The following is a 13995-nucleotide window of genomic DNA, read 5'->3' as shown; positions in this document are numbered from 1 at the left end:
CTAATGGCGCTGTGCGGGCAGGTGGACTGCGATGACGCCGGGGATCGCGCGGACAAGGGCGAGCAGCAGATCGGGCAGGGCGGCCGCCGGGCCGGTGAGAGTTACTTCGCCATCGGTCACCGAGATGGCCGGGGGGAGCTCCGTGTACCAGTCGGTGAGCACCTGCCGCACGTCGTCGGCGATGTCGCAGTCGGCGCGGACGAGCAGACGCACCAGGTCACGGCGGCTGACCAGGCCCACGAGACGGTTGTGGTCGTCGAGGATCGGCAGCCGGGTCAGATGCGCGGACAGCATGATCCGAGCCAGGTCGGCCAGGTCTGCGTCGGCTCGCGCGGCGACCACAGGCGTCGACATGATCTCACCGACGGTCGTCGGATCTCTGGATATGCCCGAGGCTGCGGCGTGCGGCAGGAACGTGGTCGCCGCGACCAGATCGCGGCGGGCGTGGCGGCGCGGATCCGGTGCGCAGCTGACGGCTAGCAGGTCTGCTTCAGTGACCATTCCGGCCAGGGTGCCGTCCGCGTTCACCACGGGAAGTCCACGGATATGCCTGCGGAGCAGGAGCTCGGCGGCCTCCTTCACCGACACCTCCGGTCCCACGAAGCACACATCGGTCGTCATGACGTCGTCGGCGCGCATGCTGCTTCCTTCTGGGCGTCGTGATCGGCATTCCCACGCGGACGGACGGCCACGAAGATCTTTTCAGGGGCGGTGACGGGCAGGCCGCGCTCGTCGTAGATCGGTGCGCCCAGCTGCCGCAAGCGGGCCGCGCTGGCGCGCAGGTGGTGGGCGCAGAGGAAGATCTCCTGGGCGTCCCGGTCGCCGGACGGCGGTAGGACGACCCGGGCGGCGGGTTGGCTGGGGCAGCAGCATGCACGGGTGGCCGCACCAATCGGCATTACAGGGCCGACGAGGAGGCCACCCGCCGGCTGGGATTCGGCGGTTCCGTCTCCGGTGGCCGGAGCTGCCGGATGAGCACGTCGCGTGCCAAGAAAGCTCATGAGACCAACACTGATCCTCCCGGCTGCGCGGAACGACTGCCGGAGGTCCCGCCCGGCGTGGACCAACGGCACGCCGGGCTGCGACCCATGACCGCTCTGCTGACGCAGGCCCTCCAGGTGACGAGACGAGCTATCGCGCGGGTGCGGCGACGGACGGTGTCCCATCGCCGACGACATCTTCTGCCCTACCCACCGCGCGTATACCTACTGTCTGACTCCTCGCGCAACGACATGGCCGCTGCCGGATTCTCTGTAACAAATTCGCCGTCAGCGGATGTCCGCACCACTACGCCCGTCCTGTCTGAGGCACGTTGCGTATCTTTCCGCGGCGCGCAGCCCTATCATCATCCCTGATCCGCAGTCCTCCTGCGACATGCGCTTGGGGTGCCGGTGGGTGACCGCAGTACCGATTCCGTCCGCGCTGGTGGCGTGTCCGCGCCTGCTCCGGACGGCGGGCCCACAGTCAGATCCCTCAGCGGCGCTGTTCCCGCGGCTGGTCTGGCATTTCCCTCCGTCGCCCGGCTCGAGCTGGACGAGCTGCTGACCCAGCTGGTCGACCGGGCCCAGGACGTGATCGCCACCCAGGGGCGGCTGCGAGGCCTGCTCCGCGCCACCCAGATGATCACTACTGACCTGCGGCTGCCGGTCCTGCTCCGGCTGATCGTGGAGGCGGCCTGCGAACTGTTGAACGCCCGCTACGGCGCTGTCGGGGTGCTCACCCCGGACCGGCGTCGGCTGGAGGAGTTCATCCACGTCGGCATGGAGCCGGACGCGGCCGAACGGATCGGGCACCTGCCCACCGGCCACGGCCTGCTCGGCGCTCTGATCGACGACCCGCGCCCCCGCCGGGTCGAGGACATCGCCCGCGACCCGCACGCGATCGGGTTCCCGTCCGGGCATCCGGTCATGCGCACCTTCCTCGGCGTACCGATCATGGTGCGGGGTGAGGTCTTCGGCAACCTCTACCTGACCGACCGCCGCGACGGTCTCCCGTTCACCGGCGAGGACGAGGAACTGGTCCGGGCGCTGGCCGCCCAGGCAGGGGTCGCGATCGCGAACGCCCGGCTGTTCCAGGAGTCGCAGGCACGTCACCAGTGGATGAGTGCCGCCGCCGAGCTCACCCAGACGCTGGTGAGCGGCACGGACTCCCCCCTGAACCTGGTCGCCGACCGCGTGCGAGAGGTCGCCGAGGCCCAGTTCTGCGCGGTCGTGACCGCGTCGTCGGAAACCACGACCGGGTCCCAGACGCACGACGGCCCTTTCCGCCAGGCGCACCTGGCGGTGTCGCTCGGCGCCGGCGATCCGCATCCGGCCGGTGCCACGTTCAGCGAGAACGGGACGCTGGTCGGCCAGGTTCTCGCCGAACGGCGTCCGATCCTGGTGGACGACCCCCAGCTCGACGCCTCGGACCTGGAGCGGGGCAAGGACACGGCGTCGCTGATGGTCCTGCCCCTGCCCGGCCCGCGGCATGACCAGGCGATGGTCCTGCTGGTCGGCCGCGACCGGGGCAGGCCGGCGTTCACCGCGTTCGACCTCGGCCTCGCGGCCACCTGCACCGGTCACATCGCGGTCGCCCTGGAGCTTGCCCGCGCCCGGGCCGAACGGGAGCGGCTGCTCGTCGCTGACGACCGCGGGCGGATCGCCCGGGACCTGCACGACCAGGTCATTCAACGCATCTTCGCGATCGCGCTCGGCCTGCAGGACCTCGCCCAGTACGAAAGCCCCGCGAACGCCGGCCGGCTGGACGGCTACGTCGAGGACATCGACGCGACCATCAAGGACATCCGCCGAACGATCTTCGAATTGCGGCCCGGCCCGTCCGGGGCCGTCGTCGGGGGCGGCGGCGTGCGCGGCACCCTTGACAAGATCGTGGCGGATGCCCGGCCCGGTCTGGGCTTCGCCCCGACCGTCCGCTACGCCGGGCCGGTCAACCTGGTCGTCGACGCGAGGCTCGCGGACCACGTCTACGCGGTGGTGCGGGAGTCACTGTCCAATGTGGCCCGCCATGCCCATGCGGGCGCGGTCGACCTCGCTGTGCGCGTCGCCGACGGCCAGCTGATCGTCGAGGTGACCGATGACGGTGTCGGCCTGCCGCAAGCGTCCCGGCGCAGCGGACTGGACAACCTGCGCACCCGGGCCGAGACGCTCGGCGGCACGTTCACCGCCACGGCCCAGGCCGCCGGCGGAACCCGGGTGCACTGGAGCGTGCCGCTGTGACACCCAGAATCTGTGACACCCAGAATCCACACACCGACAATCACTGACGGCCAGAATCACTGACGGCCAGAATCACTGACGGCCGGAATCGCGGTGGCGTCGCCGTCCGCGCCGGCTATCGCGACGCATCGCCCCCGAGGTGTTTGGAGGCGATGACCGCCGCCTGGGTGCGACTCGTCAGGCCGAGCTTGTCCAGAATGCCGGACACGTAGTTCTTCACCGTCTTCTCGGACAGGTTGATCCGCCCGGCGATCTGCCGGTTGGTCAGCCCCTCGGCGATCAGGCCCAGGATCTCGCGCTCCCGCGGGTTCAGCGGCGCGAGCACCGGATCCTCCCGCGGGCCTTCCCGCAGCCGGCTCAGCACCCGCCGGGTGACCGATGGAGACAGCAACGACTGGCCGCCCGCCACCGTCCGCACCGCACCGACGAGATCGTTACCCCGGATCTCCTTCAGCACATAACCGGCCGCCCCAGCCATGATCGCGGAGAACAGCGCCTCGTCGTCGTCGTAGGACGTGAGGATGAGACAGGCGATCTCCGGAAAATCTGATCGGATCTCCCGGCACACGTCAATGCCGCTGCCGTCGGGAAGCCGGCCATCCAGAATCGCCACCGTCGGCCGCAGCGCGGGAATTCGGCGCAGTGCCTCCGCCACCGACCCCGCCTCACCGACGACTTTGATGTCCTCATGCCGCTCCAGCGTCTGCCGCAGCCCGTTACGGACGATCTCGTGGTCATCGAGTAGGAACACGCTGATCGCGGCCATGCGACAGACACTACGCGAGACTCCGGACCAGGTAAATCGTCCAGCTGATCTACCGACGCGGCGCGGGCGTCCAGGGCGAGGAACTCACTCGCGCAACGCCCGTCCCCCCGCCTGGCGGGCGGAAACGGGGCCGCACGGAAACCGGAGTCGTCGCCCTGGTGGAAGAACAGGTGGCCGGTCAGCGCGTCGTCGTCGCCCCCCGTGATCATCGGCATCCCGACCCTCCTCCCACCGTCGCCGGCCCGCCCCTGGCGACCGGTCCACCGTCACGGAGCCGTCGTCGGGTCACCAGAGTTCGGCGTAGCGGGCCGCACCCTTCGGATGGGTGGTCGGATTGATCAGCGACGAATGGACGTTGTCGGGGAGGTCGTCATTGAAATAGGCCTCGTAGGCGAGGATATCCGCATTGTCATGCATGGTCTGGTACATCATTTCGATGTAGAACGGATTGTCTCCGCCGGCCTGGCCGATCTTGCCCGCACCCGTGTCGGTCGTCCCCACCAGACCCCATTCGGGGACGGAGAACTTCTTGCCGTGCTGCCGGGCGAACGCGATGCCCGAGCACAGCCCGGTCGCCTGGCGGCACTGCGCGTTGAAGTCGGCCTCGGTCTTGCTTGCCGGCCACTGGTCATAGGTGTCCACCCCGACGATGTCGACGTACTTGTCACCCGGGTAGTACTCGAAGGCGTCCGTGTTGTGGGCGTTGAACGTCCAGTCGATCAGTGCCTGCGGGGCGGTGGCGCGAATCGAGGTGACGACCTGCCGGAAGCACGACACCCAGCTCCAGCGATCCTTCGACACCGACCACGGGAACCAGGCGCCGTTGAACTCCCAGGCGGGGCGGACGATGCTCGAGCCGCGCCCCTGGCTCACCAGCCAGTTGCCGAACTCCCGCCAGTGGGAGTTGTAGAACCCCGCCGCGCACAGCCCGATGGTTCCGCCGTTGGTGGGAAAGAACGGCTGCGAGATCACCCAGGTGCCGGCGAAGCCCTCGAACTTCTCGGGGCCCGCACCCATCCACGGGTGGGTGATGGTGTCCCAGCTCGAGCGGTCGGTGAAGCCGACGACGACGTCGACCGGCGAGCCGCGGAATGCCTCCCACTCGCGCACTTCGGTCAGTGATCCCGCCGAGATGCCGCTCAGGCCACCGGGCGGCTGGCCGCTGCGGGAATCGCCGCCAACGGCGGCGGTTGGTCCGGCGGTGGCGGTTGGTCCGGCGGTGGCGGTTGGTCCGGCGGTAACGGGCGAACCGGTGGCAGGCTGCGGGTCCGGCGACGCGGGCCGCGGTATGTTCTGGCCTGTCCCCGGCGTCGACGCGCCGGTGCCGGGCCCGGTCGGGGGGTTGTTCCCCGGATCCGTGGCCGTTTCGCCGTTCGCTCCGGCAGCCGGCGGGGGCTGCGGTGCCGGCGAGCTCGGACCGTCGCTGGCGGCGCCGGCTCCGACCGCCACCGTTGCGCCGCTGCGTTGGTCGGACTCCAGCGGCTGCGACCCGCATCCCGCGATCACGACCATCAAGGCCAGCACACCCACGCCCACGCTCGCGAGCCTGGCCCGCCGGCGGGTCGTGGCCGACGTGCGGCGTCCGCCACCGCTACCGGTCGCGGATGCCTCGGGGGCGGACGGTCCCGGCGCGCCGATGCCCTCGAAGCCGCTTGACGAAGTCGGACGTAATCGCGCTGGACGAACTCCCACCGTGGACCCCTCAAAGACGTGCTTCCGCGTCGCGTCCGGCTGCGCCCCGCTGGAATCAGTGCGGTCGCCCGGTAGCACAGTCGCGGACCCGTCGAACTCGCCCCGGGTGCGCATCCCAATCGGAAAATCCGGGACATCTTTGCCAATTTCGCCGGACGCTACCGGGGGCGGACCGCGCTCGCCAGCGAAGGCGATGCGGCGGCATCGCTGCGACCCGGCTCACGTTGTGAGGAGTTCGCGCTCCGTATCCGCGCGCCCTTGACGCGGCCGAAGAGCGGCAGCCGGGGTGGGCACACCGCGCTACCCACCTCGTCGTGAACGCGTCACCTCGCGCGACGCGGGAAGATCGAGAAGTATCGGCAGGCGAGCGACGTGGACTTCCGCTCATCACGGACGGTCCCGCTGGGCGTCGCCGCAGACGTGCGCCCAAGGCTTCATCCGACCACGTTGTCGGTGCACGGAGGAACCGACCGCCCGCCCGGCGGGCGAAAATCGATCAAATGGAATCAGCCAGCGGGCAACGGCTGCCCAATTTTGCCCGGTCGCGATCATTGGTTCACTTCTACCCAAAGGTGGGGATGCGGCCCGATGCCGCCGCTTGCGCGGACATCGTGTCCGATCGCCGGATCCGACATCGTGAGCACGGCCAGCGGCATCATCGTCAGCCAGACGGCCAGGGCGCCGTTTCCCGAGATGCTGTCCGTCCCCGCAGGCCGTCCGTCCTACCGAAGGAGGTCGCTCGTGCCCGACGATCGCCACCCGGTCACCGTCGTCACCGGCGCCAGTTCCGGCCTCGGCCGCGGCTTCGCGATCCGGTACGCCGAACGCGGCCACGACCTCGTGCTCGTGGCTCGGCGGGCCGCACGGTTGGAAGCGCTCGCCGACGACCTGCGAGCACGCACCTCGGTCACGGTCACCGTCCTGCCGGTCGACCTCACCGGCCCGCAGGCTCCCGAAGCCGTCGCGGACGCCCTCGCGGACAGGCGGCTGCGCGCCGAGGTACTGGTGCAAGCAGGTCGGCGTTGATGGTGTCTCGGCCTGGGTGGTGGGGATGCCGAGGTGGGCGGTCAGCGCGGCCAGGTCGTCGACGAGCTGGTTCGGCGACATGCGGCATTCGCCGCCCTGGCACCCGTCGTACTAGCGCCAGCCGTAGCGCTGACGCAGCCGGTCCGTGACCCGCTCGAACGGTTCGCGCGCAAGGGCCGCCGACTCTCGGCGCATCCCACCCTCATGCAACCGGATCACCCGGTCCAGATTGACCCAGGACGGTCGGTGCTCGCCGTCCCATCCACCCGCGCCGACGGACACGAAGTCACCCTCGCCGTCGTGGTCCTTGCTGGTCAGCTGCACGGCCAGGTAGGTACCCGCCGATTCGACGGCGACCACGAGCACCGGCCGGTCCTTGCCCCGTCCGTCGTTCTCCTCGAACGGCACCCATGTCCAGACGATCTCACCGGGATCCGGGGCCCCGTCCGACTGCGGAGAGTAACTCATCCGCACCGGCCCGATGCGATCCGGATCGACCTCCACGGTGGCGTCCGGCCCGAACTCGCCCGGCGAGCCTTCCCGTCCTGCCTCCCGCGAGGGCGCCTCACCCCGGCGACCACCGCTCGTCGCCAGGTCGGACACGATCTTGACTAGATCCCCCAGAAATCCCATGCCGCCACCATAAGTGGATCGCGCTGTCGCATTCGGAGGGTTCGTTCGACGCAGCCAGGAGTAGCTGACCGTCTGCGACCGCGACGCAGGATCACAGCACTGCCGGGCACCTGGAGACGGCCAGCACGATCCGTCCCGCGCCGAACGCCGACGATCGAATGAACCCGGCGGAGATATTCCCGATCGACCGAAAGGTACCATTCAGAGTCGATTCTGAACTTTCGAGAGGAGATTTTTGAGATGCCATGGAGTGCTCCAGAAGCAGCCCCGAAAATCTCCGAGGAAGACGGCGAGTTCCCGCTCCGAAGGAGGGCAAAACGCGAGCCTGGATGCTACCTTCTTCCCCATGACTCAAAGCAAAGTGCAACCGCGCCACGGTCTGGTCTCGGAACCGGCATCTCGAGCCAGCATATATCTTGCGGGATGGCAGTCCGCCGGCCTCGAGTCAGGGAAGTTCTTCCCGGCAACGCAGGGCGGGCAGGCAGATCCCTTCGCTCCTGACGACGTCCGCAACGACGCGCCGCCCCCCGACGGCAAGATTGCGAGCGCCGGCCTGGACTATGCCGTCGAGCTGGACCTGCCGAGATCGGACTGGCAGAAGCACACCGTCGCTGCCGGCCAGCCGCTTCCCATCACCTGGAGCTTCCACGCGCCGCACAAGACGCGGCGATGGAATTACTTCATCACCCGAGAGGACTGGAACCCGAACATCCCGCTGAGCCGAGCCCAGTTCGAGCCACAGCCGTTCCATCAGGTCCAGAACAGCGCGCAGCCCTACTGGGCATCCGACGACCTCGTGCCGGAGAACCCGACCCGGCACGAGGTCGTCCTGCCGCAGCGGCAGGGATATCACGTTCTGCTCAGCGTGTGGGAGGTCGCGGACACCGCCAAGGGCTTCTACCAGGTCATCGATCTCGAATTCACTGGGTGACACCGACGCTTCGTCCGCCGGCCGGGGCTCCGGCCCGCCGGCGGACGAGGCGCGCCCGCACGACACCGGGAACCTCAGGCGACAACCACCGGCCAGCGGTGGACCGCCGCACAGAGATGACCAGACAGAGAAGAGATAGGTGGTAAACGTGTACGAACTCCGCCGAGGACGGCTGTCATGACCACACGAAATGCGGCGGACGCGCTGCGCGAGGCGATGATCGGCCAGGGCGGCCCGGAGGCGACGGGCTGGACGGGTTCGTTCGAACTGCCCCCGGCTCCCCGCGCGGGCGCCACCGTCGCCGTTCTCGGCGCCGGGGTCGGCGGGCTCACCGCTGCCTACGAACTCGGCCGGCTGGGCTACCGCTGCACCGTGCTGGAGGCGTCGGACCGCGCGGGTGGCCGCAATCGCACGGCCCGAAACGGCGATGTGCTGCACGAGCTCGGCCCGACCGGGCAGCCGGTCGCCACCCATCGATGTTCCTTCGACGACGGGCTCTACCTGAATCTGGGCCCCGGCCGCATTCCCCACCACCATCGCCGAATGCTCGACTACTGCCGGGATTTCGGCGTCGAGCTCGAGCCGTACATCATGGAGACGACGGCGAACGTCATACACCTGGCGGACGGCCGGGTCGTCCGGTGGCGCAACCGGCAGGTCGCCAACGACACCCGCGGGCACCTCGCGTCCATGCTCGCCGGGAACCTCGTACAACGGGACGCCGCGACCGGGCGGCTGCTGGACCTGCTGCGGGTGTTCGGTTCGCTGGCCGACGACGGCAGCTACGACGGCTCCACCCGCTCGGGATACGCCGAGGATCCAAACGTGCACGACTTTCCCCGCCCGGCGCCGCCGATTCCGCTGGCGGACCTGGTGGAGTCGGGCTTCTGGCGGCACTCGTTCTACCAACCGGTGGACTACCTGTGGCAGGCCACGATGTTCCAGCCGGTCGGCGGCATGGACCGTATCGTGACCGCCTTCGAACGGGAGATCCGGAAACGGTTCGGCGACATCGTCGAACTGGGCGCCGAGGTCACCGCGATTCGACTGCTCGACGAAGGCGGCGTCGCCGTCGAATACCAGCGCGACGGAGGTCCGCGGACGCTGACCGCCGACTACTGCGTCAGCAGCATCCCGTTGCCGGTACTGCGGCGGATCCCGACGAATTTCTCCGCCGAGTTCGACGCGGCGATCAACGCGGTCGCGTTCGCGGACACCTGCAAGGTCGGCTGGCAGGCGGACGAACGTTTCTGGGAGGGCGACACCGACCAGATCTACGGCGGGATCAGCTGGACGAACCATCCGATCACCCAGATCTGGTATCCGAGCAACGACTTCCTCTCGTCGATGGGCACCGTCACCGGCGCCTACAACTTCGGCGACGTGGCCGTGAAGTTCGGCGACCTGGCACCGCCTGAACGGCTGGCACAGGCGAGGGCCGGGGCGGCAGAGTTGCACTCACAGTTCAACGACGAGGGCATCGTCCCCACCGCGAAGGGCATCACGATCGCCTGGCAGAAGGTGCCGCACCAGCTCGGTGGCTGGGCTGCCTGGGACCCCGCGAATCCCGACCACATGCGGGCCTACAAGCAGCTCCTCCAGCCCGAGGGTGACGGACGCTTCTACGTCCTCGGCGACCAGAGCTCCCCGCTACCCGGCTGGCAGGAAGGCGCCATGATGTCGGCCCACTACGTGATCGGTCAGATCCAGGGCGTCGTCCCACTCACCGTGCCTGAACCCGTCCGCGTGCCCGACGCGGTCGCCCTCACCCAGGGCTCCCGCTGACCTCTCGGGCGCCCCATCCAGCGATGGATGCGTACAGGACGACAAATCCCTGCGGCAGAAGGTGTCTACGACGGCAGGCTGGCCGATGGACGGCCGCGTCCGGCCATCGGCCAGCCTGACCGGTCAGGGCTGGGGCCGGCGGCCGGGGAAGGGCGGCGCGGAGGTGGGGCGGTTACGGCCGCTGATCATCGCGTCGATGCCGCGGCGAAAGGCGTCGCGGGCGTCGGCGTCATCCAGCCCGGCGAGGTCGATATAGGAGATCCCGTGCAGCACACCCTCCGGCCGACAGCTGGAAATCCGCACGGGTACGAGCCGTCGTTCCATTCCCATGGGATCCTTTTTCCAGGCCGCCGTCCACTGCGCCTGGACCTTCGGCTCCCGCAGGTAGTTCTCCGAGAGCACCAGGAGCGTTTTCTTGGCGTGGCGGATCGCCTGGTCCAACTGGACGACCGAATTCTGTCCGGCCACGACATCCCATTCCTGCAGATGCACCTGGAAATCGCGGGCTTCGAGCTCCCAGGCGATCCACGCTCCCCACGCGGCGTCCGCGTCGGCAACGGAAATGAGGTAGTCCCATTGGTTGCGTCCGGCGCTGGAGGCACCACCCGGACCGTCCGGCGCATCGTCGTGCGGCGCATCGTCATGCGGCGCCAGGCCGTGCACCGCCGGGTCCTCGGCCCCGGGGCGTGGGCCCGGGGCCGTCAGCCAGGCGGAGCGGATTCCCGGCGGGATGTCGACATCGATCTCGCGGAATTCCGTCGGGTCGAGACCATGGAGCCGGCGGCGGACCGTCGCGTCAAACAGGGTGCAGGAGAGGATTTCGACGAGGTCGGCTGTCGGTTCACTGCGCATGAGCCAGTTCAGCCCTGGCGCGTCCATCAGCCGATGGGTCGTCACCACCGCGGTCTGGTCAAGCGACCCGTCGGCATCGGCGAGCAGGGCCAGGCGTAGTCGCACCCGTTCCTCTCCCGCCCGCCTACTGTTGTAGGCGCGCAGGGTGCCGGCGAGTTCGGCGGCGAAATCACCGACGATAACCGGCGCGGCCGCACTGTCCAGGACCGTGCCGAACAGGCGACTGCCCCGCTGCCGGTGGCTGATGGCTCCGGCCGGTAGCCCGCACCGGCGGGCGGCAACCTCGACAACGTCGGCGAGATTCACCTGCCACCGCACGGGCACCAGCGTGCCGTCGGAGTCGTGTAGGACCGGATCGACCGCCAGTAGAGTGGTTCCCGGAACCGGCGCGCGGCCTTCCTTTCCGTCATGTGCGTCGGCCTCGTGTCCATACGCATCGCCGCGGCCACCCTGACCGGCAGCTTCAGTGGTGCTGCCGCCGCCATCACGGCTGTTCTCCTCGTGGCGATCTCGCTCGCCGTCGCCGATGTGGCTCTGGTGCGCCGGCCCGCCACTGGCTGCGGCCCTCGCCCGCGTGATCTCCTTGAGCCCCGCGCTGAAGACCGGGTTGGCTCGGAAGTCCTGGCTCGCCATGGCGAGGATCCGGCGACGCCCGTCGGGCAGAAGGCCGAAGGCAAGCTGCCTGTTGATTTCCCGCCAGTACGACAACGAGGACTGCCCGGACCAGGACGGATGCTCCAGGCGCTCCAACCCGGCCCGCTCGAGCAGGGACGTCACCTCACTCGGACGATGGAACGCGCGCGCGAGTTCGAGCACCTCCCGGTCGGACAACTGCTCAGACACCATTCCCCCGACTTCACTCGCACCGCCGACGCTGCCCGTGCTGCCCGTGCTGCCCGGGCGGAAGTCGGCACCATCAGCCGTCCCGCCTGGAACGATCCCAGAAGATCGTACGCGGCGGACGCGCGAGAAAACGGACAGTGCTCCCAGCCAGACAATCGGCAAGGCGACAGGCGCCAAAGCTGACCGTCGCCGTCCACGCTCTCACCGATACCCGCGGCGCACCCGCTTCGCCACTCCCACCTGCACATTGGGGCGGTCCAAAACCGTCGGAAGGCCGGCATGGAGGTAACGGTCTTTCCGCACCAGCCGAGCCCGGATAATCCCGGCCCGAATCCTTGGACAATGCGCCTCCGACATCAGCCCGGAGCAGGTAGCTGCTGTCGCCGCTGGTGCTGTTGTTGTCGCTGGTGCCGCTGTCGCCGGCAGACGAGACACCGTACGGCCGGTCCGGACCCCTCACCGGCCCACGTCGATCACTCACTCAGGGCATCGGACACACTACGATCGCCTCGGCGTGGTCCGGTCGGCGGAGTCGGCTCCGCCGTGCTGTAAGCTGGCGTCGCCGGCCACTGCGGTGGCGGGCACGCGCTCGTAGCTCAACGGACAGAGCATCTGACTACGGATCAGAAGGTTGGGGGTTCGATTCCCTCCGAGCGCACGCACGGTTGAGACAGGCCAGAGCCCCGCACCCCCATCCAAGGTGCGGGGCTCTGCCGCTTCCAGACCGCGAGTACTGCCATTGGCGGACGGTCCTGCAAGAGGCTTCAGGCGGTACCCTCTCCTGTCTCACTCGCCGTAGTGGTCACCTGGTAGCCGGTCGACGTGGGCACGCGGATCGCCAGGCCGGTGCGCCCCTCGCTGGCTTCCACCGACGCTGCGACATGAACGTCAGCCGGGCGCGTCCGCACAGCCACCAGACCACCGGCCAGAACGACCGGCCATGCAGCCGCCACCACACGACGGCGAACACCGCCAGGCCGCCAAGCAGGATGCCCAGGGCGGGCAAGCCGAAGTGATGGACGAACAGCAGCGTCCCGAGCGTCGAGCCGACCGCGACCCGGTGCCGCCAGGGCGGACCACCGGGGATCTCATAATCCGCTGGCGCCTACTTTGCTTCGGCGTGACCCTAGAAAAACCCGTAACCTTGGCACACAAGCCGAAAAGAGATTGTGTTATTCGGCTGGGGGCAGCGCTCGCGGACTTGATCCGTCGACGCTGCGCGAGAGATGTCGGATGCAGCCTTCCACTATAGATCGACTGGTCCAAATCTCCCTTACTGCATCCGAGCTCAAGATGACGCCTGACTCGACTCTCTGCATGCTCATCTCGAGTCGATGCCAGGCCGCAACGAGTTCACTTATTATTTTCGGCGTGATGTGGAGACTAAGCCTCACATCCCCTTCCGGAATGTCATGAATCATCGCAACCAGCTTTTCGGGCTCGACCAGGTTTTGATTCAAAATGCGCCGCTGATCTCTCACGATGTTCAAGATTTCTTCAATTAGTTCTTTCTGACCCCTCGAGCGATGCGCCGTTATTTGAATGGCTGGTGCCTGTAGAAGCTCCGCCACATCAGCCTCTAGCCGAGGCCACCACATACGAAATCCCTCGCCAAGGCGCTCTTCGGAAAGGGCTCGTTCCCCACAGGCTTCATTGATGCTCTGAAGTAGCAAATAGACGTCATTCTTATCGCATACAGTCGCTTGAAACTGGGTCAAAGGGCCACTTAGGTCTGATTTTCGAACGTTCAGGAGAATCGGGGATACTCGACTAGTCTCGAAGGCGACTGAAAGTGCGCCGGCCTCAAAATTGAGCCACTTTGCATCGACATTATCAGCAGTCACACACAGTAGGCCATATGAGGATTCTTTCAGTTCGCGCGCCAATTCAGCGCTCCAGCGCGCCCCCTTCTGAATGTCATCCGAAGAAACAAATGGAGATACCACTTGCAGAACCGATGGGAGCCAGCGTCGTAGTATGTCCGCAAACCTCTGGCTTGTTTCTCCGGACCAGCTTATGAACACGCGCATTTACAGGGTCCCCCACCCAATATCTGCACTTTCAACAAATGGATCTGGATGGATTCAGTCATACATCGATCTTGCATGTAACTTAGCGCGACGGTCTTCCTACGAGAAGATATTAGCCCAAACGGCTGATCCTGGCGAGGGTCTAGTAGACTGTCGCTGTTTAGTCCTGGTGTGTTTCGTGTCTGGGTGGGAGTGTTGGGTCTGGCAGATCTTGTCGTC

The 13995-nt window shown here is 67.6% G+C and carries 11 protein-coding genes and 1 tRNA gene; 5 read left to right on the top strand and 7 right to left on the bottom strand.

From position 1 onward, the window contains the following. Together MXD95_RS20855 and MXD95_RS20850 are read right to left on the bottom strand one after the other, a co-directional pair. Window positions 1–639 carry a CBS domain-containing protein gene (locus tag MXD95_RS20855; RefSeq protein ID WP_250642369.1) on the bottom strand — a complete coding sequence of 213 codons (639 nt, stop codon included), beginning with the start codon at window positions 637–639 and terminating at the stop codon, window positions 1–3. Then, window positions 618–1001: a DUF7455 domain-containing protein gene (locus MXD95_RS20850; protein ID WP_250642368.1), complete on the bottom strand. Its 384-nt coding sequence runs from the start codon at window positions 999–1001 to the stop codon at window positions 618–620. Before MXD95_RS20850 ends, MXD95_RS20855 begins: the two co-directional genes overlap by 22 nt. Before the next feature lie 390 nt (window positions 1002–1391). On the opposite strand from MXD95_RS20850, the gene MXD95_RS20845 reads away from it, so the two are divergent. Then, entirely contained in the window at window positions 1392–3218 is a 1827-nt protein-coding gene (locus MXD95_RS20845; protein WP_250642367.1) for a sensor histidine kinase, read from the top strand. Between the two features lie 115 nt (window positions 3219–3333). Here the strand turns inward: MXD95_RS20845 and MXD95_RS20840 are convergent, their stop codons facing one another. Beyond that, the gene (locus MXD95_RS20840; RefSeq protein ID WP_250642366.1) at window positions 3334–3984 is read right to left on the bottom strand and encodes a response regulator; all 651 of its coding nucleotides are present in this window, start codon (window positions 3982–3984) and stop codon (window positions 3334–3336) included. 285 nt (window positions 3985–4269) lie between these two features. Continuing rightward, a complete protein-coding gene (locus tag MXD95_RS20835) occupies window positions 4270–5094 on the bottom strand; it encodes a glycoside hydrolase family 26 protein (protein ID WP_250642365.1) in 825 nt (274 codons plus the stop codon). A gap of 1218 nt (window positions 5095–6312) precedes the next feature. On the opposite strand from MXD95_RS20835, the gene MXD95_RS20830 reads away from it, so the two are divergent. Continuing rightward, window positions 6313–6702, top strand: a complete 390-nt coding sequence (locus MXD95_RS20830; RefSeq protein WP_250642364.1) for an SDR family NAD(P)-dependent oxidoreductase — start codon at window positions 6313–6315, stop codon at window positions 6700–6702. 111 nt (window positions 6703–6813) lie between these two features. On the opposite strand, the gene MXD95_RS20825 is transcribed toward MXD95_RS20830, so the two are convergent. Next, on the bottom strand, window positions 6814–7335 hold the full coding sequence (locus MXD95_RS20825; RefSeq protein WP_250642363.1) for a type II toxin-antitoxin system PemK/MazF family toxin: 522 nt from the start codon (window positions 7333–7335) through the stop codon (window positions 6814–6816). Window positions 7336–7681: 346 nt separating this feature from the next. Here MXD95_RS20825 and MXD95_RS20820 point away from each other — a divergent pair, with 346 nt between their 5' ends. Together MXD95_RS20820 and MXD95_RS20815 are read left to right on the top strand one after the other, a co-directional pair. Then, window positions 7682–8266: a lytic polysaccharide monooxygenase auxiliary activity family 9 protein gene (locus MXD95_RS20820; RefSeq protein WP_250642362.1), complete on the top strand. Its 585-nt coding sequence runs from the start codon at window positions 7682–7684 to the stop codon at window positions 8264–8266. Window positions 8267–8443: 177 nt separating this feature from the next. Next, window positions 8444–10051, top strand: a complete 1608-nt coding sequence (locus MXD95_RS20815; RefSeq protein ID WP_250642361.1) for a flavin monoamine oxidase family protein — start codon at window positions 8444–8446, stop codon at window positions 10049–10051. Between the two features lie 123 nt (window positions 10052–10174). Here MXD95_RS20815 and MXD95_RS20810 read toward each other — a convergent pair whose 3' ends face one another. Next, window positions 10175–11749 carry a toll/interleukin-1 receptor domain-containing protein gene (locus tag MXD95_RS20810; RefSeq protein ID WP_250642360.1) on the bottom strand — a complete coding sequence of 525 codons (1575 nt, stop codon included), beginning with the start codon at window positions 11747–11749 and terminating at the stop codon, window positions 10175–10177. Between the two features lie 582 nt (window positions 11750–12331). On the opposite strand from MXD95_RS20810, the gene MXD95_RS20805 reads away from it, so the two are divergent. After that, window positions 12332–12404 (top strand) — tRNA-Arg (locus MXD95_RS20805). Window positions 12405–12918: 514 nt separating this feature from the next. Here the strand turns inward: MXD95_RS20805 and MXD95_RS29380 are convergent. After that, a complete protein-coding gene (locus tag MXD95_RS29380; protein ID WP_374122095.1) occupies window positions 12919–13776 on the bottom strand; it encodes a TIR domain-containing protein in 858 nt (285 codons plus the stop codon). Window positions 13777–13995: the final 219 nt, after the last annotated feature.

Source organism: Frankia sp. AiPa1, assembly GCF_023243075.1.
GTDB lineage: Bacteria > Actinomycetota > Actinomycetes > Frankiales > Frankiaceae > Frankia.
This window is presented reverse-complemented; position numbering and strand designations above follow the sequence as displayed.

Bases quoted from the DNA above. Each gene is read 5' to 3' on its own strand.
- MXD95_RS20855 (WP_250642369.1), bottom strand. From the start codon at position 639: ATGCGCGCCGACGACGTCATGACGACCGATGTGTGCTTCGTGGGACCG.
- MXD95_RS20850 (WP_250642368.1), bottom strand. From the start codon at position 1,001: ATGAGCTTTCTTGGCACGCGACGTGCTCATCCGGCAGCTCCGGCCACC.
- MXD95_RS20840 (WP_250642366.1), bottom strand. From the start codon at position 3,984: ATGGCCGCGATCAGCGTGTTCCTACTCGATGACCACGAGATCGTCCGT.
- MXD95_RS20825 (WP_250642363.1), bottom strand. From the start codon at position 7,335: ATGGGATTTCTGGGGGATCTAGTCAAGATCGTGTCCGACCTGGCGACG.
- MXD95_RS20820 (WP_250642362.1), top strand. From the start codon at position 7,682: ATGACTCAAAGCAAAGTGCAACCGCGCCACGGTCTGGTCTCGGAACCG.
- MXD95_RS20815 (WP_250642361.1), top strand. From the start codon at position 8,444: ATGACCACACGAAATGCGGCGGACGCGCTGCGCGAGGCGATGATCGGC.
- MXD95_RS20810 (WP_250642360.1), bottom strand. From the start codon at position 11,749: ATGGTGTCTGAGCAGTTGTCCGACCGGGAGGTGCTCGAACTCGCGCGC.
- MXD95_RS29380 (WP_374122095.1), bottom strand. From the start codon at position 13,776: ATGCGCGTGTTCATAAGCTGGTCCGGAGAAACAAGCCAGAGGTTTGCG.